Raw genomic sequence first — 26,331 nt, 5'->3', positions numbered from 1 at the left:
TCACCGTCGCGGCGGTCACGCCGCGATGGCACGAGCGGCGCCGTACACGTCTGCGGGTAGCGGATGCGCCAGCCGCCACAGGATGCGCATCGGGCGGTCGCCGGTGTGTTCCTGGTACGTCATCGGCCCGGCGTACAGGTAGGCCGGTGCGCCAAGGTCGCGGTCGGCGACCTTGGTTTCGCGGAGGAACAAGTGCACCGTCGATCCCAGCTTCTCGTGATTGATGTAGCGCTGCCCGGTCACAGATACAGATCGGGTGGTGCTCTGTGACTCCCACTGGAAGAGTCTGTCGGTAATGGCTCGGTCGGCGTACATGGTCGTCGGCGAGTAGTCCTGCTCGGATTTGACCAGGGTGACGAAGAACAGGTCGGCCTGCTCATTCGGCAGCCACTTCACACCTTCACGCAGCGAGCCCGGGTTCGGCATCCCGAACGCCGCGCACGCCTCGTTGCGGCTGTACCGGGCGTGCACCCGCAGCGGCACGTGGCCGAGCCCGATTGGCTCGGTCACCCGGTGGATTCGCTCTCCCAGCACCTCCGCGACCTGACGCAACTCAGCGCAGCGGGCAGGCTCCGCCCAGAGCCGCGCCAGCCGCTCGTCACGCTGGGATAGCGGCACGTTCGGTCCCCAGAGGCTGAAGTGCAACATGTCCAGGAGACGGCCCTCGGGCACTGATCCGCCAGATGCCACCCGCTCCCACAGCGCCAACCGGTCGAGGTCGTCGGTGTGCAGCATTCGGCCGATCGCACGGCCTAGTTCCCGATCGTCCGGGCCTGGCGTTGACGTCTCTACCCCGGCGAGCCGCCGGAGACCGGTCCAGCCGCCCAGCGTGGCCGATCGGTACACGTCCTCGATTTCGAGGCCGGTGTCCTGGAGGAAATCGGCCAGGGTCACGTCCCCGAGCCGTCGCAGTTCGGCCACCATGCTGTTCTTCGACGACGGAACTGCACGCTCCAGGTTGCGGAGCACGACCTCCTTCGCCACTCGGTCCAGCTCGATGTGGCATCCGCTCGGCAGCGTGGGGAAGTCTTGCTCGACCGCGTCGTACACCTCGCGGCGGCTCGCGCCGGTCAACGCCCGCCAGCGCAGGTCGAACCGAAAGTTGGCGTGCTGCCCGCCGATGAAATCGAGCACCGTGAGGCACGGCTTGTCGTCGTCGAGCCGCAGACCGCGACCGAGCTGCTGGAGGAAGACGGTGGCGCTCTCGGTGGGCCGTAGGAGAAAGATCGTGTCGACCATCGGCAGGTCGACGCCCTCGTTGAACAGGTCGACGGTGAAGAGCACCCGTAGCTTGCCGGCCTTGAAGGCCCGAATCAGGTCGCGCTGCTCGGGTCGGTCGACCTCCGAGGTGACCGCCGCCGACGGTACGCCGTGCTGAGTGAACCAGTCCGCCATGAACGCGGCGTGCCCGATGCTGACGCAGAATCCGAGGGCTCGCATTCGCCCCACGTCGACAAGCTTCTGGGCGGCCCGTAGCACCAACCGCGCCCGCGCTTGGTTGCCGGTATAAAGGCTCTCCAACTCTGAACGGTCGTAGCCCTGGCCGCGCTTCCAGTGGACCCGCGACAGGTCGACATCGTCATGGAGGCCGAAGTAGTGGAAGGGCGCCAGCAACTGCCGATCCAGCGCCTCTCGTAGGTGCAACTCAACCGCCGCATGTCCGTCGAACCACCGCCGCACATCGCGGCCGTCGGTCCGGTCGGGGGTCGCGGTCAATCCCAGGAGTACGCGTGGCCGTAGGCGATCGAGTAGGCGGGCGTACGTCTTCGCCTCGGCGTGGTGGAACTCGTCCACGATCACCATGTCGAAGCGTTCGGGATCGAGCTCCTGCCGGTGGAGAGACTGAATCGAGGCGAACACATGACGCCAGGCCTTGGGCCGGTCTCCGGCGACCAGTGTTTCGCCGAAGCTGCCATCCCTCATGACCTGCCGGAACGTTGACCGACTCTGCCGCAAGATTTGTTCCTGGTGTGCCACGAACAGCAGCGAGTCAACCTCTCCGGCCTGGTGCAGCCGGCGATAATCGAGGGCCGCGACCACGGTTTTGCCGGTGCCCGTCGCCATCACGACAAGGTTGCGCCAACGGCCGTGCACCCGGCGCTCGGCATCCAAGTCGGAGAGGATCTCCGCCTGATACGGGAACGGGCGCACGTCGAGATTCGCGATGTCGGTCGGCGCCTCATTGACGCGCTCGCCCCGCAGCGCGTGCCTGAGCCGTTCGCCGTCCTTTGCTGGGTCGTACGCTTCGAACGCAAGGTCGTTCCAGTAGTCATCAAATGTGGCAGCGAAGGTGTTGATGACGTGCGGCTGCTCCACGTTAGAGATCCGTACGTTCCACTCCACCCCGTCGACCAGTGCGGACTTCGACAGGTTCGAAGAGCCGACGTACGCGGTGCTCATGCCGTTGTTGCGGCGGAACAGCCAGGCCTTGGCGTGCAGGCGCGTGGTCCTGGTCTCGTAGGAGACCTTGATGTCTGCGCCCAACTCGGCGAGCCGATCGAGGGCTCGCTGGTCGGTTGCGCCCAGGTAGGTGGTGGTGATGACACGGAGGCGACCGCCGCGTGCGATCAGGTTGCGGACGGCGGGCTCAATGAGGCGCAGGCCGTACCACTTGATGAACGCGCACAGCAGATCGACCGAGTCGGCGGAGGCCATCTCGTAGTTGACCTCGTGGCCGATACGGGGTTGGTGACGGCCGTTGACCAGGAGGGCTCCGGTAGACAGCGGCGTCGTGGGGCGTGTCGGAAAGGCGGGCTCGGCTGGTGGCGTCGGCGGGTCAGCAATGGCGTGGAGTAGCCGCTGGGCGTCGGTGATCTGGTCGTCGACGCCGACCGCGCGTGGCTCCGCCTGGGCGATGCTCTCGGCAATGCGGTTGGCCAGCTCCACCTGGCGTAGGAGCTTGTCGTCACCACCTCCGACCGCGAGTAGCGCACGTCGGGCGAGGGTGGCGATGTGTCGGGCGAGAACGTCCGGCGCGTCGGCTGGTTCGAGCTTGCGGTGCTGCAAGACATCGGGGTCGAGACGTCTCAGGTCGTCGGCGAGCTGCCGGGTGATCAGGTGCTCGTAAATACCGCGCTCAAGATCCGTCACTCCGGCAACCTATTCGGTTTGGGGATTGCTGCGCTGCCTTGATCGGCGTTCCATTGTCTATTACCGGTCTGAGGGCCTGTCGCTCACGAAGACGCCCAGGCCCTGGTGGCCGTACAGCTCGCCGGTCTCAATCAGGATGGTGATGGCCTGCCGGACCGTGGTCGCGCTACGCACCTCGTACATCTCCGCGAGGGCTTTGGTGGAGGGCAGCTTGTAGCCGGGCGGCCACTCGCCCGAGGCAACGCGGCCCCTGATGTCGGCGATGATTCGCCGGTAGTGCGGTTCGAACGTTCGTGCGGGCATGCGAAGGACTCCCAGCTAGGCCCACACATCTGATCACGGGGGCTGGGAGAACTTCAAGGGCAACGTTGACTTTACCAGTAATGCCGGTAAGGTGCGAGGACGAGGAAACACCCCAGCTAGGCACTGCGGTGATCCTTCGTCGGAGCAGGCGCGCCTCGACCAGCCGGCTCACCTGAGTCCGCGCTGGACCGCGCGCTCCTTCGGCGTGCCAGGAACTTCCGTCACGTCCGTTGCCGGTGCTGCAGGGCAGGCCGGACCTCCAGGTGAAAGGCCAGACAGTAGTCAGGACCGGGGCGGGGTGCCGGGGTCCAGTCGGTCCGCGCACGGGACCGCACCGCTCGCCTCGGCGCCGCAACTCGACCCCGAACCGCGAATCGTCGAACCCGCCAGTCAAGGAGGGTCATGAAGTCGAACGATCGGTCCCTCGATGAACTGCCGCTACCGCATCGATCCATCGCCGGCGGTAGCGGCGACACCGGCGCCGCGGCGCTAATCGTGGAGCAGGAGGCAGCACGCCCATGATCTACGTGACCGGTGAGCGTCTCCATCCGCACCAGGTCCGGGCTGCCGCCTTCGATACGCGCTGGCGGGGTCTGGACCCCGACCAGGTGTACGCCTACCTCAACCGGGCAGCCGATGAGCTGGAACGACTGCACCGCGAGCTGACCACCGCGAACACCGAGGCGGAGCGGATCCGTCAGGCGCTGAGGCAGTGGCAGTCACGGCACGCCACGTGCCGTCACGGCGATTCGGGGTCGCCGAACAGTCGGTGGGCGCGATGACGGCGCCACGCTGGATCATCCACCTGCCCACCACGTTGACCAGCCGCGACGGCGTGATCATCCTGGCCGTGGCGCTCCGCGACTCGCTCGGCCACGTCACGGCCATCGACTTCGGCGAGACCACCCTCAGCGAGGAGGACCGCCAGTTCCTGCGTACGCGAGTTTGGTGCGACGCCAGGCTCGACGGGGACGGCCGCTGCCGTCGCCGCGACGAGCACGACGGTCCGTGCGGGCCCACGGAGGATGGCCCAACTCGGTAGCCTCCGGGCATGCCCGATCCCATGACCGACGACCTGTTGGCCGGCTTCACGCCGGCCCAGCCGTACACCATGGAAGCCGCCGCGACCGCGCCATCAGCGCCCGGCGTGCATGCGGTCCTCGACTCCGACACTGTCGTCTACGTCGGCTGGACCGGGAACCTGCGCAACCGTCTCCGGCAGCACCTCACCGGCAACCGTGACTCGTCGGTGCTGTACCAGCAGGTCGGCCAACTCCTCGATACCCCGAGCCAGGCGGCGACACGCGAGGACATCGCCCGCTGGCTGGGTCGGTGCGAGGTCCGCTGGCAGGAGACCGGCAGCCCGGAGAGTACGAAGGAAGCCCTCGTCCTGGCCCTCAAGCCCCGCTTCAACCGGCAGGTGCCCAAGCAACGCCCCTGAGAAGGGACTGCCGGTTGCCGCCGTACGACCAAACGCCCCGGCCCTCGACGGCGAGAGTCGCTGTCGAGGGCCGGGGCGGGCGGGTCATCCGGGCAGGGGTGCCACGGAGGGTCGGGCCGGGCCGCCTAAAAGCGGGTCAGTTGCCTCGGAGGGCGGTGGCGGCGATCGGCCAGGTGCTGTCGTCGGTGACGTCGGCGAGCGTGATGCCCTCCAGGATCCGGGTCATCTCCGCGTCGGAGAGCCGGCCCTCGCTGGCCACCTGGATGCTGGTCTTGCCGTCGGCGGTCCAGGCGTTGCAGAAGCCGTTGCCGCACCGGGGCTCGGCCGGGGCCTTCTCGCCGTCCTTCAGCGCCTGGTTGGACGAGTCGTTGGGCAGGACGAAGATGGTGAAGCTGCCGGGCGGGTCCTCGCCTTCGACGCCGCCGTACGGCTCGACGAGTCCGGTCGTGGGCAGGGCCGGGTTGGCGAAGATGGCGCCGCCGTAGTTGCCGTCGCCGGCGCTGGCGATGCCGTTCAGGCCGGCGAAGGCGTGCTGGCCGAGTTCGGCGGCGTGGTAGCCGGCGGGCAGGTACCCGACGGTGAACGGCACCCGAGCGGGCAGCGGCACGCTGGGCCGCAGCCCGGCCACCAGGCCACGCAGGTCGGCGGCGCTGACGTCGGCGGGCTCCGCGAAGCTCTCGGCGACGGCCCAGGCGCCCTCGGTGTACTCCCAGGCGAGCGCACGGTGCAGGTTCGCGCCGTAGCGCGGTCCTTCCTGCTCGACGGCCTGGTGCCCGTCGACGGTGACCCGGGTCCCGGTGAACTTCGCCGCGTCGAAGGCCCCGGGGCGGTACACGGTCAGGTAGGCGTAGACCTGCCGCTCGTCGCCGCCGGACTCGGTCGTCTTCGCGGAGTCGCCCTTCTTCGCGCGAGCGACCGCCTCTGCGGGGTCGACGGCGCGGTCGTTGGTGACCAGGCCGTCGACGTGCAGCGGAGCGATCTGGTACGCGCTCGACACGACGATCGGGTTCTTCACATGGAGCCGGCCGGCGTCGTACCCCTCGAAGACGTAGCTGAACGGGTCGTCGAACGCCCAGCTTGCGGCCGGCCGGGACGGTGACGCGGCCGGCAGTACGGACGTCATCGCGGCGGGCTGCTCCTCGACGGCCGGGCGCTCCGCGACACCCTGCAGGCCGATGCCGATCGCCGCGACGACGCCGGTGACGGCGACCGCGGCGGAGGCCGCGCTCCAACCGGCTCGGCGACGCCGCTGCATCCGCCGGCCGGCGGCCACGATGTCGTCGACGGTGTACCGCGGCGCCGGTTCGTCCGACGTCGCCGACTCCACCAGGTCATGCACTCGCACTGGTCTTCTCCCGTTCTGGCGTCATGTTTTCGTCAAGGTCGATCCGGTCTGCGGCCAGCACCTCGCGCAGCCGGGCGAGGCCGCGGGAGGTCTGGCTCTTGGCGGTGCCGATGTGCCAGCCGAGCACGCTGGCCGTCTCCTCCAGGCTCATGCCGAGGTAGTGCCGGCAGACCACGGCGGCGCGCTGCCGGGGCGAGATCGCCCGCAGAGCGGCCCGGACCCGTAGCTGGTCGTCGACCGACGCGGTCGCGTCGGGCTGCGCCACCTCGGGCAGGGCGTCGCCGGCCGCCCGTTCCCGTCGCCACGGGCGGCGTTTCTCGTCGATGGCGGCCCGGACCACCATCGTCTTCGCGTACAGGTCGGGCCGATCCAGGCGCGGCCACCGGGGGTACAGCTTGGCCAGGGCCGTCGCGACCGCGTCCTCGGCGGTGTGCCAGTCACCGCAGGTGACGTACGCCAGTTTCCGGAGCGCAGGCAGCTGGGCGGCGACGTACTCCCGGAAGCCTTCCTCGTCCTCGGCTCTCACGCGGGTAGGACGGCGGGAGCCCCGGCGAATGTTGCCGCGTTCCCGAACATTTTTTCCTGACACGCCCCGGTCCCGTCGGGCCGGGAGCCGGCGCGGCGCCGCCAGCGCCCGCCAGCCCCCGCCAGCAACCGGCGGCGACCGCCAATGCCCGCCGGCACCCGCCGGCCCCGGCCGCCTCCGACGCCGCCACCCCCACGCCGATCGTTGAACCGATACCCGATTCATCTAGCAGGAGGACACGGTGCCGGACTATCCGAAGGCGTTCACCCCGGTCGACCGCATCGAGCCGGTGCCGCGCCGGATCCGCGCCTTCCTCGGCGGGGAACAGGTGCTGGACACCACGCGGGCGTCGTACGTGTGGGAGTGGTCGTTCTACCCGCAGTACTACATCCCGATCGCCGACGTGAAGCGTGACCTGTTGGTCGATGAGCGGCGTACGGAGGAGTCGCGGCGCGGCACCGCGCGGCTGCACGGGCTGCGCGTGGGCGAGGAGAGCCGCCCGTCCTGCGCGCGGTGGTACGGCGACGACGCGCTGCCCGGGCTGGCGGACACGATCCGGTTCGACTGGGCCGCGATGGACGGCTGGTTCGAGGAGGACGAGGAGGTCTTCGTCCACCCTCGCAACCCCTACGCCCGGGTGGACGCGCTGCGCTCCACCCGCAGCGTGCGGGTGGAATTCGACGGCGCGGTGCTGGCCGAGTCGACGTCGCCGGTGCTGGTCTTCGAGACCGGGCTTCCGACGCGCTACTACGTGAACCGCACCGACCTGAACACGAGCCACCTCGTGCCCTCCGCGACGAGGACCGCCTGCCCGTACAAGGGTCGGACCAGCGACTACTGGTCCGTCCGCCTGGGCGACACCGTCCACCCCGACCTGGCCTGGTCGTACACCTTTCCCACCGCGGCGCTCCTCCCGATCGCCGGCCTGGTCGCCTTCTACAACGAGAAGGTCGACCTGATCGTGGACGGCGAGAGGCTCAGCCGACCGAAGACGCACTTCTCCTGATCCAGGTCGCGCACAATGCGATGCGGCGTGGGCAGGACGGCTCCACGGCTGCGACGGAAAGTTTCTGAGTAAGCGTTACTTACGGCAGAATTCGGCGGGGCGTCAGGTGGAGTCGGGTACCTGGTTCCGTGGCGTCGCCAGGGTCGGACCATGACTGCTTCCACTTCCGGCCTGTCCGGCTTCCGCCGTGCGGGCGCGATCGCGGCCGCCGCCCTGGCCGCGATCAGCCTCGCCGTCGCTCCGGGAGCCCGCGCCGACGCCGCCGAGCCCGCCGATGCCACCACGGGCATCCTCCCGCTCGGCGACGCCGACCTCACCGAGGTCACCACCGGCCGCACGCTGGCCGAGGGTGTCACCCTGACCCGCATCATGCGGGGCACCGAGCCGGCTCCGGCCGACCAGATCAACACCACGACGCGGGGCCCGTGGGTGGTCAACGTCCTCACCATCGACCCGCGCGAGGCCCGCGGGCACCTGAAGGCGACGTACGGCCCGGACCTCGCCCGGGTCGAGAAGACCACCGATCTCGTACGCGCCTCCGGTGCCCTGGCCGGCGTCAACGCCTCGTTCTTCACCTTCACGGCGAGCCAGCTCTACCCGGGTGACCCGGTGGGCCTCGGACTGTTCGGCGGGAAGCTGCTCAGCGAGCCCGTCACCGACCCGGCCGAGGCCAACTTCGTGGTCGACGCCAACAGCAACCGCGCCCTGACCGGGAAGCTGAGCTGGTCGGGCAGCGTACGGAACCGGACGACCGGCGCCACCCTGCCGCTGGAGTTCATCAACCACCCGCCCGTCGTACCCGCCGGCTGCGCCACCCTCACCGACCAGACCCAGTGCACCCTGCCCGGCGACGTCGTGCGGTTCACGCCCGAGTTCGCGGCGGCCACCCCGTCCGGCGTCGGCGTCGAGATCGTGCTCGACCGGCGCGGCTGCGTGGTGCGCACCGCCACCACGCGCGGCACCGCCCTGGCGGCCGGCCAGACCTCGCTCCAGGCCACCGGTCAGGACACCGTCGCCCTGCTGGCCGTGGCCGGGCAGGGCTGCGTCGAGCAGACGTCGACCCTCACCGACCAGGACGGCGAGGAGCTGCCCCTGCGGCGCGGCCTGTTCGGGGTGACCGGGCGGTACCAGCTCACGAAGGACGGCCGGATCGTCGTGCCCGCCGGTGCCCCCGGCGATAGCTTCTTCGCCCGTAACCCGCGCACGATCGCCGGCACCACGCGGGACGGGAAGATCGTCCTGGCCACCATCGACGGTCGCCAGACCACGAGCGTCGGCACCACCATGGACGAGACGGCGGCCGTGGCGCAGGCCCTCGGCCTGGAGGACGGCATCAACCTCGACGGCGGCGGCTCGACCGCGATGGCCGTCGACGGCGCGCTGGTCAACCACCCGAGCGGCGCCGAGCGGGCCGTCGGGGACGCGCTCGTCTACGTCGACGGGCCGTACCGCAGCGGCAACTGAGTTCCCGCGAACGGGGTGCGGCCGGCTCTCGGGTGCCGGTCGCACCCTCCCGCGATACCGCAACATGGCGTACCGGGACCGCGCGAGCGCCGGCCGGGCGGAAGGCTCCTTCACAGGAGGCGGCCATCCGGGCCGCCCGGGGCGAGGAGGGGCGCCATGACCGAGTCGACCAATCCGGCGTTACCGGGGGAGTCAGCGCCGATGGCGGTCCAGGTCGGCCGATGGCGTACGGCGCTGCCGCCCGACGCCTGGCCCGCCGGGTTCCCCGAGACGGGCGTCGTGTGGCGGCGGGACGTGTTCGCGGTGGCCGATGCCTGGCGTGCGGGGGAGGCGGGCCCGCGCCAGCTGCTGAGCGCCGTGCTGATGTGGGGCTACGGCCCGATCGGGTACGGCCCGTGGCGCGCCGCCCGCTCACTGGAGGCCGATCCGGACGGCACGCGGCTGGCGTACGCACTGGAGGGCCTGCGGGCACCCGCCGTGCCGCACGAGGACGTGCTGCGGACCGCCTACCAGCGGCTGCGTGACCCGAAGGAGTCGCGGCTGCCGCGACTCGGGCCGGGGATGGTCACGAAGCTGCTCTACTTCGCCGGCTACCGACGGCCCGGCACTGGCGACACGGCGACGCGCAGCGGTGGCTTCGACTCGCGCAGCGGGTCACTCGCTGGGGGCGCCGGCCTGCAACCGCTCATCCTCGACACCGTGGTGGCCCGCGGGCTGCCCGTCGAGGCGGGTGTGCGTCGGGAGTCCGGGTGGGTGGCCGAGGAGTGGCTCGCCTACCTGCGCTGGGCGGCGGAGCAGGCGCGGCGCAGGGGGATCGACCCGGAGCAGGTGGAGATGGCGGTGCTCCATGGGCAGCTCACCGGGGTTCCTTGACGGCGTTCCCTAGGCGGGCCGGACGGGTGGTTGGGCGCTCGCCCAGTCGCAGATCGCCGCGAGCGGCTTCTCCAACGTGTGCCCGAGGTCGGTGAGTTCGTACTCGACGTGCTGCGGTGCGCTCTCCTTGACCACCCGGCGCCGGACGAGCCCGTCGGCCTCCATCCCGCGCAGCGTCTCGGTCAGCACCTTCTGGCTGATGCCGGGCAGGCGCCGACGCAGCTGCGCGTGTCGCTGGGGCCCGGCGAGCAGCGCGTAGACGAGCAGGACGCGCCACTTCGCCGCGAACCGCTCCAGCGCCTGCCGGGTCGAGCAGCTCTCCTCGAGCACGTCGGGGATCACGAGAGCCATTCGTCCTCCTGGTCGGTGCACCCGTTGCGACACACGTCCGCCCGGGCGCGGCCATCGAACCCGGGTTCGCCGCTGGTCAACCGGGATGGGCACCGGAAAGTGCCTTCTGGCTCGTGCCCGGCGGCCCACCTAGCGTCGCCGGTAACCCTATTCGCCGAGCCCGATCGGATGTCAGACGTGACCACGCTTCCCTCCACACGCACCCCGCCGCCGATACGCACCGAGCGTGTGACGTTCACCAGCGAAGGGCTCACCCTCGTCGGTGAGCTGCGGTTGCCGGCCACCGCCACCGCCACCGCCGGCGCGGCGCCGGCGGTGGCGCTCACCGGGCCGTTCACCGGGGTCAAGGAGCAGGTCGCCGGGGTGTACGCCGAGCGGCTGGCCCGGTCCGGCTTCGCCACGCTCGCCTGCGACCACCGTGGTTTCGGCGAGTCGGAAGGCCGCCGGGGGCACGAGGACAGCCAGGGCAAGCTCGCCGACCTGCGGGCCGCCGTCGACCTGCTGCGGTCGCGGCCCGAGGTCGATCCGGACCGGGTTGGTCTGGTCGGCGTCTGCCTCGGCGGCGGCTACGCGGTACGCGCCGCTGCGGAGGACCCTCGGGTCAAGGCGGTGGTGGGCGTCGCCGGGGGCTACAACAGCCCGGCCTGGTTCGCCGAGCGGATGGGAGCCGACACCTATCGGTCGATGCTCGCCGGGCTGCTCGACGCGTACGACGAGACCCTCCCCGCCGTGGCGCCCGGCGGCGCGGCGGCCGCGATGGGTGGCGAGGAGCCGTACGCCTACTACGGCACCTCCCGCTCGGCCTCGCCGCACTGGGTCAACCGGGTGACCCGCGGTTCGCTGTACAGCCTGATGACGTTCGACGCGCTGGGCGCGGCCCCGCTGCTCGCCGCGACCCCACTCCTGGTCGTACACGGCAGAGCCGATGCCTACTGCGCGCCCGAACTCGCCGCCGAGCTGCACCGCCGGGCGACCGGCGCGAAGGAGCTCGTCTGGCTCGACGCCGCCCAGCACATCGACCTGTACGACACCGAGCCGTACGTCACCGAGGCGGTGGGCGCGGCGGCCGACTTCCTGCGTCGGCACCTGTGAGCAGGCCGCTGACGTGAACCCGACCAGCGATCGACGGGTATGCGACGGGCAGCAGAATGAGTCGATTCACGCCGCCGTCGATCACCGGCATTCATGTCGGTGTCCCGATAGAGAGTCCGTTCAACTGATCAATGTCCGTCGATAGCGTGTCGCGCAAAGGCCGTCACGGAAAGGCGGACGATGAACGACACGATCCCTTCGCTCTCCCGGCGCCGCATCCTCGTGGGTGCCGCGGCAACCTCGGCGGCGGTCACCGTCGCCGGGCCGAGCCCCGCACACGCCGCACCGAGCGCCGCACACGCCGCACCGACCGGCGTACGTCCCGGGCAGCCGCTCGTCACTCGGGACCGGATCGCGGGCGCGCGGCTCACCGGCGGCGCGGTCCGCGTCCAGGCGGACTTCGCCGACCGGCTCGACGACTGGCTGGCGTTCTGGTCGGCCAACTCACCCCGGCACTGGAGCAGCCCCGTGGAGGTGGACGGGGAGGTCACCTCCGCCGGGGACACGTTCACGCTGCTCCGGATCCGGGTCGTGAGCGGCGACCGGGCGGTCGACGCGTTCACGGCTGGCCGCACCGACCCGGCGCACCTGGCCACGCTCGCGAGCCTGCACCACGACTTCCCGCTGGTCGACGTCGTGCCCGGCGGCGGGCTGCGGGTGGGCGACGGGCTCGCCGGCTTCACCGGTGCACCCCAGCAGGTGGCGTTCGCGGTGGCGGCGTGCCGCGAGCTGTGGGGTGTGCGTACGGCCGACGCCGGCTCCTGGCGCGACCAGGTCGGCGGGCGGCGGGCCGACGCGTGGGCGGCCTTCACCAGGGCGAGTCTGCGGCGCGGGCTGCGGACCGAAGCGTACTGACCATCGGAGGTAGACATGGCACGCAGCGAGTTCCGGTTCGTGGTCGACGGCGTCGAGCTGAGCCGGGAGCAGGAGAGCCTCATCGCGGGCGAGATCCAGAAGGCGGGGCTGAAGGCGCTCGCCACTGCCGGCGCCCAACTCACCAACCCGCTCTCGGTGGGCCACGCCAACCTGAAACTGCGCCCCGAGTGGCGGGGGCTGTGGGTGCTCGACGGCCCGTTCGCCGACGACCTCGGCCAGAAGATCAACGACATCGGCTTCTGGGTGCAGAGGTGACCGACGCCGTCCGCCGGCCGGACCCGCCGGAGCGGATGTGCCCGAGCACGCCGGCGACCAACGCCACGGTGTTCCTCGGCATGATCACTCCGGCGGGCCGGGTCGCGTACGTCACGCCGCAGATGCCGGCCGACGTCGCCCTCGCGGTGGCCGCCACGGACGCGCCGGTCGAGTCGCAGGTCCGGCTCGCGGGCCCCTGCGTGACGTCCCGGTGCGGCTTCTGGACCGGCGAGCACTGCGGCCTCGGGAAACGCCTCGCCGACTCCTACCAGGAGGCCGTCGGCCCGGCCGAGGCCGACCTGCCACGCTGCGCCATCCGGCGCAGCTGCCGCTGGTACGCCGAGCAGGGCCGCGCGGCCTGCGCCGCCTGCTCCCACGTCGTCACCGACACCCGCTGACGTCTTCGATCAGCACCGGATCGCCGAGATGGCGGCGTCCGGCGCGCCCGGACACCGCCACATCGGCGAAACGGAGTCGGCCTAGCCCGGACCGACGACCGGTCAGGCGCCGGGCGGCTGGTAGCTCATCTGCTTCTGGACCGCCTCGTCGACCTCCTGCGGCGTCAGCAGCGGGACGACCCGCGTGTCGACACCACCGGCTGCCCGGATGGCGATGGCCAGCGCTGCCGCGGTCTTGTGGTCCGGCAGGTCACACACGACGTACGTGTCGTGCTCGCCGAGGCCGAAGCACAGCGACTCGACGCGCCCGCCCGCCGCCTCGATCGCCTTCGTGGCGATCTCGGCCCGCTTGCTGCCGCCGTCCTTGGCCAGGCCCTTGACCCCATCGAGCGTGTAGGTCGACTTGAGCAGGAACTTCGCCACCTCGACGTCACCTTTCAGGCACTGCGGCACCACCCGGGCGCCGGCTCCGGACTGGTTCGCGGCGTAGGACCGCCGGGACCGCCTCGCGGCGTAGGGCCGCTTCATGGCGTACCACGGTCGTGGTCACGTGCCCTGGCGTTGCACCCGCTCGCCGCCCTCGACCCGGGCCCGGCCCTGGTCGCGCTCGCTCCCGGACGTCCCGGTCGCGGCGCGGAGCTGGCGCCGGTGCGGCGAGCGTTCGACCTCGGAACCCTGCCGACCCCGGGCGCCACTGCCCGGGTGCCGCCGCCCGCGCGCCGACTCGCCACCAGGATCATGCTTGTTCGGCTTCTGGCTACCCATGGCCGGCGCGTACCCGGTCCCCGGGCGGCTAGTCATCCACCTCGGCCGGGCCGGCGCCACCGGGCACCAGGCCGCGGCGTTCGAGCGGACGCCGACGCCGCTACAGCGCCCTCACGTGTGCGTACGCGAGCAGCGGAAGGCCCGACGTCCTCGCCCCGGCCCGCTGGCCGACTCGCCGACCGTCCGACGTCGGGGTCTCTTCGGACAGTTCTCCGCAAACGATCTTGCCCGCGGAAAGACGGAGAATCTACTGTCGTCGCTGGCGTTCATGCCTTCACACAACAAGACGGGGGTCTCGTTGCGTTACCTTCGTGGTGCCGCCATCGGCACCATAACCCTGCTGGCCGCGGTGACCGCGGTGGCCACCCCGGCCAGCGCGGCTGCCGCGCCCGCTGCTCCCTACACCGCGCTCACCGTCGACGGCAACCCGCTCTCCTGGTGGTACCAGGGGTCCCGGGTCTTCGACCAGGCCGGCGGCGCCGCCTTCACGGTCACGCCGAGCGCCGGTGACGAGCTGAACCTCCGCGCGGACCAGGCCGGCGACGCCTGGACGTTCCGGCTGGCGCCACCGAGCGGTGAGTCCTGGACGGTCGGCACCACCTACGAGCTGACGGGTGTGCAGCCCGCCGCCGACTTCGCCTTCATCGACGTCGCGCACAACGGCGCCACCTGCGACGAGGTGCCGGGCTACCTCTCCGTCCACGAGGCCACCCGGGACGCCGGCACCGACCGGCTCACCTCGTTCGCCGCCTTCTACGTGATCTCGTGCGGCACCAACGTTCACGACCTGTTCGGCGAGATCCGGTGGAATTCGAGCGTCGGGTACGCCGCCGCCGGCACCGACACCATGTCGTACAACTTCGGCGACCGGTTCGTCGGCGGCGCCGCGGCCAGCAAGACGATCACCGTACGGTCGATGGGCTCCGACCCGGTGGAGTACGGCACCGCCAGGTTCGACACCCCGGGCGCCTACTCGATCACGGGCGACACCTGCTCCGGCACGACCCGCGCGGCCGGGGAGACGTGCACCGTCACGGTGAGCGTCAAGCCGACCAAGCTGGGTGGCGACTGGACGTTCCTCCGGCTCCCCGACAACACCGTCCTCGGTGAACGGCTCGTGCAGCTCGGCGTCAACGGCGTCGACCCCCGCTCGATCACCGTCTCCCCGACGTCACTGGCCTTCGGCGACCAGTACATCGCCGAGACGGGTTCCACGCAGTCGGTGACCGTGACCGGCACAGGTGACACGCCGATCACCTTCGGCACCGCCACCATCGGCGGCACGGACGCCTCGTCGTTCACCGTCAAGGCGGACACTTGCAAGGGCGTCACGCTGGCCAAGAACCAGACCTGCCGGGTGGACGTCTCGGCCAAGGCCGCCGGCCGGGGTGCCCGCAGCGCCACTCTGCAACTGCCGAACAACAGCCTCACCAACCCGCGTACCGTGCCGCTGACCCTCAACGGGGTGGTGGGCGCAAAGGGCACCTACTACCCGCTGACCCCGACGCGGATCATGGACACCCGCACCGGCAACGGCGCCCCGAAGGCGAAGGTGGGCCCGAACGGCACGGTCAACCTGCAGGTGACCGGGCGCGGTGGTGTCCCGTCGAGCGGGGTGGGCGCGGTGGTGCTGAACGTGACGATCACCGAGCCCACGTCCTCGAGCTTCCTGACGGTCTACCCGGCCGGCCAGGCGAAGCCGACGGCTTCGTCGCTGAACTTCCAGAAGGGCTGGATCCGGTCGAACTCGGTGACGGTGGCCGTCGGCTCGGGCGGCAAGGTCGCCATCAACAACCTCTCCGGCTACACCCATGTCATCGTCGACGTGCTGGGCTACTACGCCATCGACAACACCCCGCTGCTCACCTCGGGTCAACTGGGTGGGCAGCTGCAGCCGGTACCGCCGCTGCGGGTGTTCGACAGTCGTAGCGACTGGGGCGAGAAGCTGCCGGCCGACAACCAGGTCCGCGTCGCGGTGAACTACGGCACCGACGCCAACTGGCGGATGAAGGCCGTCGTCCTCAACATCACCGCGGTGTCGCCGGCGTCCAACGGGTTCCTGACCGCGTGGAACGGCGAGTGGCCCGAACCGAAGACCTCCACCGTCAACTACAACACCGGGTCGATCACCCCGAATCTGGCGATCGTGCCGGTCCGGCACTGCTACGACTGCCCGTGGGGATCCGAGTTCCCGACCTTCGGCGTCTACACGTTGAAGGACACCCACGTGATCGTCGACATCGTCGGGTTCATCGACGACAGCAGCCTCGCCAACGGCCTGCGGTTCATCCCGAAGACGCCGACCCGGATCGTCGACAGTCGCAAGGCTCAGGGGCTGCCCGGCAACCTCGGCGCGGGCCGGACTGGCACCGTCACCACGCCCGGTGCGCTGCTGACCAGCGGCACCCAGGCCCTGGCACTCAACGTCACCGCGGTGACGCCCACCGCCAACACCTTCCTGAAGCTGTGGCCGAACGGCGTCAGCGGCATCAACCAGCCGGACGTCAGCAACGTGAACGCCCTGGCCGGGCAGATCGTCGCCAACGCCGCCATCACCCAGCTCGGCCCGACCAACCAGTTCAACATCTACAACCACTCGGGCAGCACCGGCGTGGTCGCGGACGTCGTCGGCACCTTCTGGCGCTACCCGGGCACCGCCAGCGGTGCCACCGTCCAGGGCTTCGCCGGTAGCACCACCCGACAGCCGGCCGGGGACCTGCCGACGCCCGACCGGGTCGCGCGATGACCCGCTGAACCCGTACCACCAGCACCGGGCGGTGGCCGTCGAGCAGTCGACGGCCACCGCCGCTGTCTTCCGGCCAGCGTGACCGCGACTGTCCCGCAGGTGACCGATACTCTTCCCGGGCGACGGCGGGTAGGGGTGAGGGCAGTGCAGGCTGGGCTGGAGTTGCCGCCCGCGGTGGAGGCGGAACGGGTGATCACGGCCGTGCTGGCCGATCTGCGGTCGGGCGAGCACCGGGGCGTGGTGGTCGACTCACCGCCGGGCGCCGGCAAGTCCACCCTCGTGGTACGCGCCGCCGTCGAGCTGGCCGAGGGCGGCGAGCCGCTGATCGTCGTGGCGCAGACCAACGAGCAGGTCGACGACCTCATCGACCGCCTGGCGCGCAAGGCGCCCGAGCTGCGGATCGGCCGGCTCTCCGCCGCCGACTACCAGCCGTCCGCCCGGATCAGCGGGCACGCGACGGTCCGGGTGGCCGCGAAGGTCGCGGACCTCGGCGGTCCGGCCGTCGTCATCGGTACGGCCGCCAAGTGGGCCACGGTCACCGAGGGCTGCTGGCCGTGGGCGATCGTGGACGAGGCGTACCAGATGCGGTCGGACGCCCTGCTGCGCGTGGCCGGTCGGTTCGAGCGGGCCCTGTTCGTGGGTGATCCCGGTCAGCTCGACCCGTTCTCCACCGTGGACACCGCGCGGTGGACGGGCCTGACCTGGGATCCGATGCAGTCCGCCGTGGCGGTGCTGCTGCGGCACAACCCGGAGCTGCCCGTCCACCGGTTGCCGGTCTCCTGGCGGCTGCCCGCCTCCGCGGCCCCGGTGGTGGCCGAGGCGTTCTACCCGTTCACCGGGTTCCGCGCCGGCACCGGGGCGGCCGACCGGGCGTTGACGCTGACCGCCGACGGGCCGGGCGACGCGGTCGACGCGACGCTCGACCTGGCCGCGTCGACCGGCTGGGGACTGTACGCGCTGCCGGAGCGGCACACGCTGCGTACCGACGTGGAGGCGGCGTCGGCGTGCGCGGCGCTCGCCGTGCGGCTGCTGGAACGGGGAGCGGTCGCGGTCTCGGAGCAGGACGCCGGGGGCGCGTCGGTGACCGCGGACCGGATCGCCATCGGTACGGCCCACCGTGACCAGGCCGCGGCCGTCCGCGCACGACTCGGCCCGGCCGGCGAGGGCGTCACCGTCGACACCGCCAACCGGCTCCAGGGCCGGGAGTACGACGTGACCATCGTGCTGCACCCGCTGTCCGGGCGGCGGGACGCCACGGCGTTCCACCTGGAGTCGGGGCGGCTGTGCGTGCTGACGTCCCGGCACCGGCACGCCTGCGTCGTGGTGGCCCGGGACGGCATCGCCGACCTCCTCGACGCCCACCCGTCGACCGAACCCGTGCACCTCGACGTGCCGGTGAAGTTCCCGGACGGCTGGGAGGCCAACCACTCGATGATCACGTACCTCACGGGGAAGCGCCCCGCCCGGAGCTGACAACGGGCGGGGCGCTTCCCGCAGGCGGCCGGCCGGGACGCGCCGAGGCACGCCGTGGCCGACCGTCAGCGGTGGCCGACGAAGATGCCGATGCCGTTGGCGACCGCGCGCTCCGTACCGTCGGACGGGTTGTTGCGGGCGGTGGCCGCCACCTGGCCCGGCTCCCGGACGGCGACGGTGGTCGAGCCGCCGCCGTCGAGGTTCACGGCGGCGTCCGCGCCGAACGACCGCATGAGGTCGGCCAGCTCGGCGATCGTGAAGCCGGCGCTGGCGGGCGCGCGGCCGGCCAGCGCCACGAGGTACACCGTCCTGCCGTCGCGGCTGACACCGGCCGCGCTGCGCACGGCGGCCGTCTTGGTGTCGAGCCCGGCCAGGGGCTGGCCGTCCCGCAGGATCGGGGCGCCGCCGACCGCGAACGTCAGCTTCGGCTCGCCGGCGGAGACGAGCTTCTCGTCCACGCTCACCCGGTCGCCGACCTGGAGGTCGTCGAGTTCGTCCGCGCCGCCCTCGCGACCGACCAGCACCTCGGTGTCGGCCGGAATCGCGCCGGCGCCGGGTGCGGTGCCCACCGAGGCCACCACGCCGTCGCGGACGACCACCTCGTAGGTGTGGGTGCTGCACGGGTCGTTGCGGCTGGTGTCGCTGCCGCAGGTCGACCGGACGCGGGACGCGGTGCCCCAGGCGGACGTGAACAGGCCGACGCCGCCGACGGGGAGGGCGTACTGGTTGAGGCCGTCGAGGGTGATGGTGCCCCGGGCGCTGCGCACCTCACCGGCCAGGCTCAGGGTGTCGACGCGGGCCCTGCCGTTGACGCCCACGCCGAAGACGTCGCGGGTGGTGGTGCCGGGGGCGAGCCCGGGACCGAAGCGTTGGGCGTTCGGCACCGCGAACTTCAGGTCCTCGCCGTCGGCGATCTCCGGGCCGGACGCCGAGCCGGTCGGCGCGACCCCGGCGTGGGTCTCGCTGATGTTGAAGAAGTCCCCGTTCACGCCGGCGATCGCGCCCTGGGCGTTCGTCATGGCCGAGACGACCTGGCGCTGCGCCACGGATCCGGGGTGCAGCAGGTCCAGGGAGACCTTGTTCTTCTGGAGGTCGGCGGTGAGCAGGTAGCCGACGGTGGCACCGCGGGGCGTGTCCACCTGGAAGGAGCCGTAGGTGACGCCGGGGGCCAGCTCCTCGGTCGAGGTGATGGTGACCGGGGCGTCCACCGTGGGCGCGGTGTCGGCCTGGGCGACGCCGGGCGCCGCGAGCGTGCTCAGCCCTGCGGCGAGCAGCAGCGCCAGACCGGGGCGTACGAGGGTCGATGACCTCATCGCCGCTCCTCTCTCTATCGGGTTCCGGGGCGGGGCCCGGAGGTTCGAGCCGGTCCGACCGATCGCCGGACCAGCGAAAACGTCCCGATGAGCCGATCACGCGGGAGTGAACGGGCGAGATGATCAAGTTGAACGGCGGTCGGACGTCCGGCGGTGACGTTCCTGCGCCCGCTGGTGGGCGTACGCGATGAGGCGCTCGACCTCGGCGAGGCTGCGCGGGCCCGGGTTGAGCACGCACGCCCAGGCGGCCGTGCCGTAGACCGGGTGGGGCAGCACCTCGTCGAGGACGCTGACGTCGACCGACGCCCGGCGGTCGTCCGACTCCGCCGGCGGGTAGCCGAAGAGGCGCGCGAACTCGCGCCGGCCCACGTCGAGGTTGAGGCGGAAGACGCCGGGCCGGTGGAGTCGGGACTCCTCGTCGAAGCCGGCCATGTCGGACTCGCCGATGGTGGCGAACGGCAGTCGGCGGTCCGGGCCGACGTAGAAGAATCGCCAGCCCCACGCCACCTCCGGGGCGCTCGACTCCTTGCTGGCCACGAGCAGTTCGACCCCGGGCAGGGCGAGGATCCGCCCGGCGATCTCGTCGGCGGTGGGTGATTGCGGTTCAGCCATGACCTTTACCGTATCGTTGAACGACCTCTTGAGAGTTTCGACGAGGCTGACGCGGGAGCGCACCCCTGAACCTTCCAACCGGAGACCGCGCCTACCGGCCCGTGGACCTGGCCCGCGAGCACGGCATCTCCACGCAGGCCGTCCGCAACTACGAGCGCGACGGCGTCCTCCCCGCCGCCCGGCGCACCCCGAGCGGCTACCGGGCGTACACGGCGCTGCACGCCGTCGCTCTGCGCGCGTACCTGGCGCTCGTTCCCGCGTACGGCTACGGGGTCGCCGCCGAGATCATGCGGGCCGCGACCCGCGGCGACGTCGACGCGGCGCTGCGGGCCGTGGACGGCGGCCACGCCCAACTGCTGCGCGATCGCGAGACCCTCGACGCCGTCGAGGCGACCGTCACCGTGCTCACCTCGGCGCCGGCAGGGAGCCGCCCCGACCGGCCGCTGACCGTGGGCGCGCTCGCCCACCGGATCGGGGTGACTCCGGCGACGCTGCGGAAGTGGGAACGGGCCGGCATCCTGACGCCGGCCCGCGACCGTACGCGGCAGCGCCGTTACGGCCCCGACGACGTACGCGACGCGGAGCTGGCGCACCTGCTGCGTCGCGGCGGCTACCTGCTGGACCACATCGCGACCGTCATGGATCAGGTACGCGCCGCGGAGGGCGCCGCGCCGCTGGCCGCCTCACTCGACGGCTGGCGGCAGCGGCTCGCTGCCCGGGGCCGGGCGATGCTGGTGGCCGACGGCCGCCTGGCCGACTACCTGGCGGCCGCCGGCCGGTGACGGCGCTCTGCCGCGGGTTTTTAAGGTCGGCGGGTTGTCGGACGGTTCCGCTACCGTCGAGAGGTCATGGACGCGCAGCTCGGCGAGGCGATCATCGGGCGGGACCACCCCGCCGGCCTGCTACGCGCCGAACTCGACCGGGCCACCTCCAGCCACGGCGGCCTCGTCCTGGTCACCGGCGAGCCGGGCATCGGCAAGACGACGCTGGTCACGGCCGCCGCACGCGAGGCCCGCAGGCAGGGCGCGCTCGTGCTCGGCGCGGCCTGCTGGGATTCCGACAGCGCACCCGGCTACTGGCCGTGGGTGCAGGTGCTGCGCGGTCTGCGGCGCTCCGCCGACGACTGGGCGGTGGCGCGGCAGGCCGCCGAGCCGGCCCTCGCGGTGCTGGGCGGCGGGCCCGCCGACACCGGCGCGCCGCCCGGTGGTGCGCCGCCGGGTGGTCCGCTGAGCCTCGCCGCCGGCACGGGCAGCGGCACTCCCGGGCTGCTCGGCCTCCCCCGCACCGAGGAGACGGCCGGTGGCGAGGACGCCGAGCGCGGGGAGTTCGCCCTCCACGACGCGGTGACCACCGCGCTCGTCACGGTCTCCCAGCACCGGCCGGTCGTGGTGGTCCTCGACGACCTGCACTGGGCCGATCCCGCCTCCCTGCGGTTGCTGGGGTTCGCCGCCCAGCACACCTGGTTCGAACGGTTGCTGCTCGTGGGCACCTACCGGGACGCGGAGGTCGAGTCGGGCGACCATCCCCTGCGCCCGCTGCTCATGCCGCTGCTCGTCAAGGCGACCACCCTCACCCTCACCGGCCTGTCCCGCGACGAGGTGGGCGCGCTCATGGCGCGTACGGCCGGGCGGGAGCCCGAGCCCGACCTGGTCGACGAGGTGCACCGGCGGACCGGCGGGAACCCGTTCTTCGTGGAGCAGACCGCCCGGCTGTGGCGGGCCGGCGGCGCCGTGGGCACGGTGGCCCCGGGCGTACGGGAGGCCGTACGCCGCCGTCTCGCCCAGCTCCCGGTGGCCGTCGTCGAGGCGCTCACGGTCGCCGCCGTCCTGGGCCGCGCGTTCCACCGGCAGGTCCTCGCCGCCTGCGTGGCGGCCCCCGTGGCGCAGGTCGACCGGCTCCTCGACCACGCCTCGACCGCCCGCCTCGTGGTGGCTCGCGGCGGCGGCCGGTTCGCCTTCGCGCACGACCTGGTCCGGGAGACCCTCTACGACGGCCTCGGCGACGACGACCGGCGTGCGCGGCACGCCGCCGTCGTCCGCGCGGTGGACGGCTCGGCCGACCTCGTCGACCGGCTGGTCCCCGCAGACCTGGCACGCCACGCGTACCTCGCCGGCGCCAACCTCGACCCGGCCCGAGCCACCGAGCTGCTGATCGCAGCCGCGCGGGACGCCAGCGGGCGGCTCGCCAGCGACGAGTCGGCGCTCCACTTCCGGCGGGCGCTGGAGGTCGTACGGGACCAGGCGCACCGCGTGAAGATCATGATCGAGCTGGCCCAGCTGCTGTTCCACTGTGGCCGGGCGGACGTCGCGCGGCAGCTGCTCCACGAGGCCGCGGCGCTCGCGGTGACGCTCGACGACCCGGGGACGCTGGCCCGCGCGGCGCTCAGCGTCCAGCGCCACCGGCAGGACGACGACGCCGGCGACCACTCCGAGGGCCTGCTGCGCGAGGCGTACCGGCGGCTCATCGGCGAGCCCGACGAGGAGGCCGCCGTCGCCACGCTCGTGACCGACCTCATCACCGCGACCGAGACGCTGGCTCGGCGGGGGCAGGACGACGAGGCGCTGACCTTCAGCCTGTGGGCGCGCCACGACACCACCTGGGGGCTGGGCACGGCCGCCGACCGGGCCGCCATCACCGCCGAGATCCGGCAGGTGGCCCGCCGGACCGGCGACCGGGAGACGGAGCTGTGGGCCACCTCGCTGCGATGGGTCGCCCTGCTCGAACTGGACGACCCCCACTACCTGGAGGAGCTGACCGCCTTCGTCGCCGGGTGCCAGGCCGGCGAGGTGGCCCGGCACCGGATGGCCGCGGCCATCGACGCCGGCATCATCGCGAGCTTCCGCGGCGACTTCGCCGAAGCGGACCGGCACTTCGCCGCCCTCGACGACATCGGTGACCAGGCGCCATCCGACTTCGCGTTCATGGCCCACCACCTGCGCTGGGCGCGGCTGCTGCTCCAGGGCCGGTACGCCGAGATCGACGCGCTCCTCGACGGGCTCGACAGCGCCGACTACCCGTACCTGGACCTCGCCCGCGCCATCACGGCCGTCGAGCGCGGCGACGTCGAAACGGCGGTACGGCTCACCGACGGCATCGAGGCCACCGCCACGACGTACGCCCGCTGGTTGTCGCCGCTGTGGCTGCGCCTGCGGGCGCAGTCCGCCGCCGCGTCGGGTGATCCGCGACGGTGCGAGGAGGCGCGCGCGGCGCTGGCCCCGTACCGCGGGCAGTGGACGGTGGCGCTCTTCGGGTGCGACGTCAGCGGCCCCGTGGACCACTGGCTGGGGCTGCTCGACGCCGCGCAGGAGCGCTGGGACGACGCGGTCGCCACCCTCGGCGCGGCCCGGGCCGCGGCCGACCGGATGGGCGCCCGCCCCTGGTCCGTCCTGTCACGCGCCGCCCTCGTCGACGCGCTGGCCCGGCGGGCCGGCCCCGGCGACGCGGCCGCCGCGGCGGAGCTGTGCGCCGCCACCGAGCGGGAGGCGTCCGCCCTGGGCATGCGTCAGGTGCTCGACCGGCTGGCCGCCGTCGACATCGCTCAGCCCAATGGGCCTGGCGCGGTGGCCGGCGGGGTCGACGCGCGCGAGCCCGTCGTGCCATCCGGCGGCATCGGTGCGGGCGCGGTCGCGAGTGTTGTCGGCCGGGCGACCCGGACCGACGAGGGCGGCGCGGTCGCGTCCGGCCCGACCCTGGCGACAGTGGGCGCCGGCGACCGCGCGCCGGGCGTCGCGGAGCCCGTCGCCGTGAGGCCCGGCCCGGGCGAGGCGCGGTACGAGTTCCGCCGCGACGGCCCGGTCTGGCAGCTCGCCTACGCCGACACCGTCGTCCACCTGCCCGACGCGAAGGGGCTGCACGACCTGCACCTGCTGCTGAGCCGGCCCGGCACCGACGTACCGGCCGTGGAACTGCTCGACCCGGCCGCCGGGCCGGACCTCGTCGCCGCCCGCCGCATGGGTGGTGACCCGGTGCTGGACGACGAGGCGAAGGCCCGCTACCGGCGCCACCTCGAACGCCTCGACGACGAGATCGACCGCGCCGCCACCCGCGACGACGCGGCGAAGGTCGCGGCGCTGGAGGCGGAACGGGTGGCGCTCCTCGCCGAGCTACGCGCCGCGGCGGGACTCGCCGGGCGCAGCCGCCGTCTCGGCGACGAGGCCGAGCGGGCCCGCAAGACGGTGACCGCCCGGATCCGCGACACGCTGCGCAAACTCGACGAGCGCCACCCCGCCCTCGCCGGCCACCTGCGCGACGCCGTCTCGACCGGAGGCACGTGCCGTTACCTGCCGTCCGAGCCCCTGCCCTGGCGCCTCTGACCCACCCGCGCGCCGTTCCCGGCTGCCGGGCAACGCGGCGGCCGGGCCGGTCGCGTGCCGGAGGTTTGATCGACTCCATTTCCTTGAAGTTGCGGTGTCCGGGTGGCGTGGACACCGCGATTTCGCTGATCTGGTGTGGATCACGGGCGACGGGCGTCGCCACGTGGGGTGGCGACGCCCGTCGGGCGGTCGGGGAGCAGGTCAGCGACGGTTGTAGCGGTACATGGTCAGCGTCCCGAAGACCACCACGAAGCCGGCGCTCCACAGCAGCAGCCACATCGTGTTCGACGGGTCCGTCGAGCCGGCCATCGCGGAACGTACGGCGGCCACGAGGTGGGTGATCGGGTTGACCTTCACGAACGCCTGGAGCCAGCCCGGCATGGTGCTGGGTTCGACGAAGACGTTGCTGAGGAAGGTCAGCGGGAAGAGCACCATCATGCTCACGCCCATCACCGACTTCTCGCTGCGCAGGATCAGGCCGAAGAACGTCCAGACCCACGAGAACGCGAACGAGAACACCACGAGCAGGCCGATCCCGGCGGCCACCCCGATCAGGCCGCCGTCGGGCCGGAAGCCGAGCACCAGCCCGACGCCGAGGATCACCACGGCCGCCAGCACGTACCGCAGGAGGTCGCCGAAGATCATGCCGACGAGGGCGGACGGCCGCCAGACCGGCAGCGTACGGAAGCGGTCGAAGACGCCCTTCTCGATGTCGGTGTTGAGCCCGACCCCGGTGTACATGGTGATCATCACGACGCTGGTCACCATGATGCCGGGCAGGAAGAACTGCAGGTAGTCACGGGGGCTGTCGGCGAGGGCGCCGCCGAACAGGTACGTGAACATCAGCACCATGATGATCGGGAACGCGGTCACGTCGAACAGCTGCTCCGGCACGTGCTTGATCTTCAGCAGTGCCCGCCAGCCGAAGGTGAGCGACGCCGACAGGGCGCTCGGCCTCGGCGGCCGCTCGCCGGGCGCGAGGACGGTCGCGAGCGCCTCGGCGGAGGGTACGTAGACGGACGGCGCGCGGCCGGTCGTGGTGGCGGTGTCGCTCATCGGGCTGCCTCCAGCTGCTCGTCCCGCTCGTCGTCCGGGACGGCGGGGTGGTCGGTCAGGGCGAGGAAGACCTCGTCCAGGCTGGGCTGGCCGAGGGAGAAGTCGTCGACGACGATGCCGGCGCGGGCCAGGTCCGCCAGGGCACGTGCGGCCTGCTCGCTGGCCGCCAGGTCGCTGCCCTCACCGCCGACCCGCGCGGTGAGCGCCACCGGGTCGGGTTCGAGCTGCACCGGTACGCCGAGCGCGGCCCGCACCACCTTCTCGGCCTCGGGCCGCTGCCCGGCGTCGCGCAGTCGCAGGTGGACGGTGCCGGAGCCGACCGACGACTTCAGCTCGCCCGGCGTGCCCTCCGCGATCACCCGGCCGTGGTCGACGACGGCGATCCGGCCGGCCAGCTGGTCGGCCTCGTCGAGGTACTGCGTGGTGAGCAGCACGGTGGTGCCGTGGGCGACGACCGCCCGGACGATCTCCCACACCTGGTTGCGGCTGCGCGGGTCCAGGCCCGTGGTGGGCTCGTCGAGGAAGAGCAGGTCGGGCGTGTTCAGGATGCTGGCCGCGATGTCGATGCGGCGCCGCATGCCGCCGGAGTACTTCTTCACCTGCCGGCCGCCCGCGTCGGTCAGCCCGAACGCGGCGAGCAACTGGTCCGCCCGCTGCCGCGCGGCCGGCTTGCGCAGGCCCAGCAGCCGGCCGAGCAGGATCAGGTTCTCGACACCGGTCAGGTCCTCGTCGATCGAGGCGTACTGGCCAGTGAGGCTCACCCGCGCCCGTACCTTGTCGGCCTCGGCGACCACGTCGTGGCCGAAGACGCGGGCTCGCCCGCCGTCGGGCCGCAGCAGCGTCGCGAGGACCCGTACGGCCGTGGTCTTGCCGGCCCCGTTGGGACCGAGCAGACCGTAGACGGTGCCGGCGGGGACGCTCAGGTCCATCCCGGCCAGAGCCCGGGTCTCCCCGAACGACCGGGTCAGTCCCTCGGCCTCGACGGCCAGGCCGGTCGTGCGCTTACTCATGATCCGTACCTTCCTTCCATACC

Annotated in this window: 25 protein-coding genes; 14 read left to right on the top strand and 11 right to left on the bottom strand. The window is 72.2% G+C overall.

Features of this window, described 5'->3' with window-relative positions; translation table 11 throughout:
- Positions 1-15: 15 nt before the first annotated feature.
- On the bottom strand, positions 16-3,090 hold the full coding sequence (locus tag D7193_RS06320) for a DEAD/DEAH box helicase (protein WP_120778372.1): 3,075 nt from the start codon (positions 3,088-3,090) through the stop codon (positions 16-18).
- Between the two features lie 60 nt (positions 3,091-3,150).
- Positions 3,151-3,393: a GntR family transcriptional regulator gene (locus D7193_RS06315; RefSeq protein ID WP_120778371.1), complete on the bottom strand. Its 243-nt coding sequence runs from the start codon at positions 3,391-3,393 to the stop codon at positions 3,151-3,153.
- A 518-nt stretch (positions 3,394-3,911) separates the two neighbouring features.
- Between D7193_RS06315 and D7193_RS06310 the strand changes: the two genes are divergently transcribed.
- From D7193_RS06310 to D7193_RS06300, 3 genes are read left to right on the top strand one after another with little or no spacing between them, the layout of a single operon-like run.
- Positions 3,912-4,175, top strand: coding sequence for a DivIVA domain-containing protein (locus D7193_RS06310; protein WP_120778370.1), 264 nt, complete (start codon positions 3,912-3,914; stop codon positions 4,173-4,175).
- The gene (locus D7193_RS06305) at positions 4,172-4,435 is read left to right on the top strand and encodes a hypothetical protein (protein ID WP_120779294.1); all 264 of its coding nucleotides are present in this window, start codon (positions 4,172-4,174) and stop codon (positions 4,433-4,435) included. Before D7193_RS06310 ends, D7193_RS06305 begins: the two co-directional genes overlap by 4 nt.
- Positions 4,436-4,444: 9 nt before the next feature.
- Positions 4,445-4,834 (top strand): GIY-YIG nuclease family protein, encoded by a 390-nt coding sequence (locus D7193_RS06300; protein WP_120778369.1) that lies wholly within the window; start codon positions 4,445-4,447, stop codon positions 4,832-4,834.
- A gap of 136 nt (positions 4,835-4,970) precedes the next feature.
- Here D7193_RS06300 and D7193_RS06295 read toward each other — a convergent pair whose 3' ends face one another.
- Positions 4,971-6,179 carry a hypothetical protein gene (locus D7193_RS06295; RefSeq protein WP_120778368.1) on the bottom strand — a complete coding sequence of 403 codons (1,209 nt, stop codon included), beginning with the start codon at positions 6,177-6,179 and terminating at the stop codon, positions 4,971-4,973.
- Positions 6,166-6,705 carry a SigE family RNA polymerase sigma factor gene (locus D7193_RS06290; protein ID WP_120778367.1) on the bottom strand — a complete coding sequence of 180 codons (540 nt, stop codon included), beginning with the start codon at positions 6,703-6,705 and terminating at the stop codon, positions 6,166-6,168. The genes D7193_RS06295 and D7193_RS06290 overlap by 14 nt, the downstream gene beginning before the upstream one ends.
- Before the next feature lie 241 nt (positions 6,706-6,946).
- Between D7193_RS06290 and D7193_RS06285 the strand changes: the two genes are divergently transcribed.
- The 3 genes from D7193_RS06285 (at position 6,947) to D7193_RS06275 (ending at position 10,048) form a co-directional block, all read left to right on the top strand.
- Positions 6,947-7,711: a DUF427 domain-containing protein gene (locus D7193_RS06285; protein WP_120778366.1), complete on the top strand. Its 765-nt coding sequence runs from the start codon at positions 6,947-6,949 to the stop codon at positions 7,709-7,711.
- Between the two features lie 213 nt (positions 7,712-7,924).
- Positions 7,925-9,175 carry a phosphodiester glycosidase family protein gene (locus D7193_RS06280; RefSeq protein WP_377456422.1) on the top strand — a complete coding sequence of 417 codons (1,251 nt, stop codon included), beginning with the start codon at positions 7,925-7,927 and terminating at the stop codon, positions 9,173-9,175.
- A 156-nt stretch (positions 9,176-9,331) separates the two neighbouring features.
- On the top strand, positions 9,332-10,048 hold the full coding sequence (locus D7193_RS06275) for an 8-oxoguanine DNA glycosylase OGG fold protein (RefSeq protein ID WP_147434336.1): 717 nt from the start codon (positions 9,332-9,334) through the stop codon (positions 10,046-10,048).
- Between the two features lie 9 nt (positions 10,049-10,057).
- On the opposite strand, the gene D7193_RS06270 is transcribed toward D7193_RS06275, so the two are convergent.
- The gene (locus D7193_RS06270; protein ID WP_120778363.1) at positions 10,058-10,399 is read right to left on the bottom strand and encodes a winged helix-turn-helix transcriptional regulator; all 342 of its coding nucleotides are present in this window, start codon (positions 10,397-10,399) and stop codon (positions 10,058-10,060) included.
- Between the two features lie 177 nt (positions 10,400-10,576).
- Between D7193_RS06270 and D7193_RS06265 the strand changes: the two genes are divergently transcribed.
- From D7193_RS06265 to D7193_RS06250, 4 genes are all read left to right on the top strand, one after another.
- Positions 10,577-11,491: an alpha/beta hydrolase gene (locus D7193_RS06265; protein WP_241562827.1), complete on the top strand. Its 915-nt coding sequence runs from the start codon at positions 10,577-10,579 to the stop codon at positions 11,489-11,491.
- A 180-nt stretch (positions 11,492-11,671) separates the two neighbouring features.
- A complete protein-coding gene (locus D7193_RS06260; protein WP_120778361.1) occupies positions 11,672-12,346 on the top strand; it encodes a hypothetical protein in 675 nt (224 codons plus the stop codon).
- Between the two features lie 15 nt (positions 12,347-12,361).
- Entirely contained in the window at positions 12,362-12,622 is a 261-nt protein-coding gene (locus D7193_RS06255; protein WP_120778360.1) for a hypothetical protein, read from the top strand.
- On the top strand, positions 12,619-13,020 hold the full coding sequence (locus D7193_RS06250) for a hypothetical protein (protein ID WP_120778359.1): 402 nt from the start codon (positions 12,619-12,621) through the stop codon (positions 13,018-13,020). The genes D7193_RS06255 and D7193_RS06250 overlap by 4 nt, the downstream gene beginning before the upstream one ends.
- 102 nt (positions 13,021-13,122) lie before the next feature.
- On the opposite strand, the gene D7193_RS06245 is transcribed toward D7193_RS06250, so the two are convergent.
- Positions 13,123-13,443, bottom strand: a complete 321-nt coding sequence (locus D7193_RS06245; protein WP_241562906.1) for a GYD domain-containing protein — start codon at positions 13,441-13,443, stop codon at positions 13,123-13,125.
- Positions 13,444-13,566: 123 nt separating this feature from the next.
- The gene (locus D7193_RS06240) at positions 13,567-13,785 is read right to left on the bottom strand and encodes a hypothetical protein (protein ID WP_120778357.1); all 219 of its coding nucleotides are present in this window, start codon (positions 13,783-13,785) and stop codon (positions 13,567-13,569) included.
- Positions 13,786-14,053: 268 nt separating this feature from the next.
- Between D7193_RS06240 and D7193_RS06235 the strand changes: the two genes are divergently transcribed.
- A complete protein-coding gene (locus tag D7193_RS06235) occupies positions 14,054-16,531 on the top strand; it encodes a choice-of-anchor D domain-containing protein (RefSeq protein WP_147434335.1) in 2,478 nt (825 codons plus the stop codon).
- 144 nt (positions 16,532-16,675) lie between these two features.
- Complete coding sequence (locus tag D7193_RS06230; RefSeq protein WP_241562826.1) at positions 16,676-18,004, top strand: AAA family ATPase; 1,329 nt, start codon at positions 16,676-16,678, stop codon at positions 18,002-18,004.
- Positions 18,005-18,069: 65 nt separating this feature from the next.
- Here D7193_RS06230 and D7193_RS06225 read toward each other — a convergent pair whose 3' ends face one another.
- Together D7193_RS06225 and D7193_RS06220 are read right to left on the bottom strand one after the other, a co-directional pair.
- On the bottom strand, positions 18,070-19,317 hold the full coding sequence (locus D7193_RS06225; protein ID WP_120778354.1) for a phosphodiester glycosidase family protein: 1,248 nt from the start codon (positions 19,315-19,317) through the stop codon (positions 18,070-18,072).
- A 123-nt stretch (positions 19,318-19,440) separates the two neighbouring features.
- Positions 19,441-19,929 carry a DUF6194 family protein gene (locus D7193_RS06220; RefSeq protein WP_120778353.1) on the bottom strand — a complete coding sequence of 163 codons (489 nt, stop codon included), beginning with the start codon at positions 19,927-19,929 and terminating at the stop codon, positions 19,441-19,443.
- A 101-nt stretch (positions 19,930-20,030) separates the two neighbouring features.
- On the opposite strand from D7193_RS06220, the gene D7193_RS06215 reads away from it, so the two are divergent.
- Positions 20,031-20,711, top strand: coding sequence for a MerR family transcriptional regulator (locus tag D7193_RS06215; RefSeq protein WP_206611848.1), 681 nt, complete (start codon positions 20,031-20,033; stop codon positions 20,709-20,711).
- Between the two features lie 66 nt (positions 20,712-20,777).
- On the top strand, positions 20,778-24,242 hold the full coding sequence (locus D7193_RS06210; RefSeq protein WP_120778351.1) for an ATP-binding protein: 3,465 nt from the start codon (positions 20,778-20,780) through the stop codon (positions 24,240-24,242).
- Positions 24,243-24,443: 201 nt separating this feature from the next.
- Here the strand turns inward: D7193_RS06210 and D7193_RS06205 are convergent, their stop codons facing one another.
- Positions 24,444-25,298, bottom strand: coding sequence for an ABC transporter permease (locus tag D7193_RS06205; protein WP_120778350.1), 855 nt, complete (start codon positions 25,296-25,298; stop codon positions 24,444-24,446).
- Positions 25,295-26,308 carry an ATP-binding cassette domain-containing protein gene (locus tag D7193_RS06200; RefSeq protein WP_120778349.1) on the bottom strand — a complete coding sequence of 338 codons (1,014 nt, stop codon included), beginning with the start codon at positions 26,306-26,308 and terminating at the stop codon, positions 25,295-25,297. The genes D7193_RS06205 and D7193_RS06200 overlap by 4 nt, the downstream gene beginning before the upstream one ends.
- Positions 26,309-26,331 lie beyond the last annotated feature (23 nt).

The organism is Micromonospora costi, assembly GCF_003626655.1.
GTDB classification, from domain to species: domain Bacteria; phylum Actinomycetota; class Actinomycetes; order Mycobacteriales; family Micromonosporaceae; genus Micromonospora; species Micromonospora costi.
This window is presented reverse-complemented; position numbering and strand designations above follow the sequence as displayed.

What these genes read in the sequence shown, in the direction of transcription:
- D7193_RS06315 (WP_120778371.1), bottom strand. Translation starts at nt 3,393, where the DNA reads ATGCCCGCACGAACGTTCGAACCGCACTACCGGCGAATCATCGCCGAC.
- D7193_RS06310 (WP_120778370.1), top strand. Translation starts at nt 3,912, where the DNA reads ATGATCTACGTGACCGGTGAGCGTCTCCATCCGCACCAGGTCCGGGCT.
- D7193_RS06305 (WP_120779294.1), top strand. Translation starts at nt 4,172, where the DNA reads ATGACGGCGCCACGCTGGATCATCCACCTGCCCACCACGTTGACCAGC.
- D7193_RS06300 (WP_120778369.1), top strand. Translation starts at nt 4,445, where the DNA reads ATGCCCGATCCCATGACCGACGACCTGTTGGCCGGCTTCACGCCGGCC.
- D7193_RS06275 (WP_147434336.1), top strand. Translation starts at nt 9,332, where the DNA reads ATGACCGAGTCGACCAATCCGGCGTTACCGGGGGAGTCAGCGCCGATG.
- D7193_RS06270 (WP_120778363.1), bottom strand. Translation starts at nt 10,399, where the DNA reads ATGGCTCTCGTGATCCCCGACGTGCTCGAGGAGAGCTGCTCGACCCGG.
- D7193_RS06260 (WP_120778361.1), top strand. Translation starts at nt 11,672, where the DNA reads ATGAACGACACGATCCCTTCGCTCTCCCGGCGCCGCATCCTCGTGGGT.
- D7193_RS06255 (WP_120778360.1), top strand. Translation starts at nt 12,362, where the DNA reads ATGGCACGCAGCGAGTTCCGGTTCGTGGTCGACGGCGTCGAGCTGAGC.
- D7193_RS06240 (WP_120778357.1), bottom strand. Translation starts at nt 13,785, where the DNA reads ATGGGTAGCCAGAAGCCGAACAAGCATGATCCTGGTGGCGAGTCGGCG.
- D7193_RS06235 (WP_147434335.1), top strand. Translation starts at nt 14,054, where the DNA reads ATGCCTTCACACAACAAGACGGGGGTCTCGTTGCGTTACCTTCGTGGT.
- D7193_RS06225 (WP_120778354.1), bottom strand. Translation starts at nt 19,317, where the DNA reads ATGAGGTCATCGACCCTCGTACGCCCCGGTCTGGCGCTGCTGCTCGCC.
- D7193_RS06220 (WP_120778353.1), bottom strand. Translation starts at nt 19,929, where the DNA reads ATGGCTGAACCGCAATCACCCACCGCCGACGAGATCGCCGGGCGGATC.
- D7193_RS06210 (WP_120778351.1), top strand. Translation starts at nt 20,778, where the DNA reads ATGGACGCGCAGCTCGGCGAGGCGATCATCGGGCGGGACCACCCCGCC.
- D7193_RS06205 (WP_120778350.1), bottom strand. Translation starts at nt 25,298, where the DNA reads ATGAGCGACACCGCCACCACGACCGGCCGCGCGCCGTCCGTCTACGTA.
- D7193_RS06200 (WP_120778349.1), bottom strand. Translation starts at nt 26,308, where the DNA reads ATGAGTAAGCGCACGACCGGCCTGGCCGTCGAGGCCGAGGGACTGACC.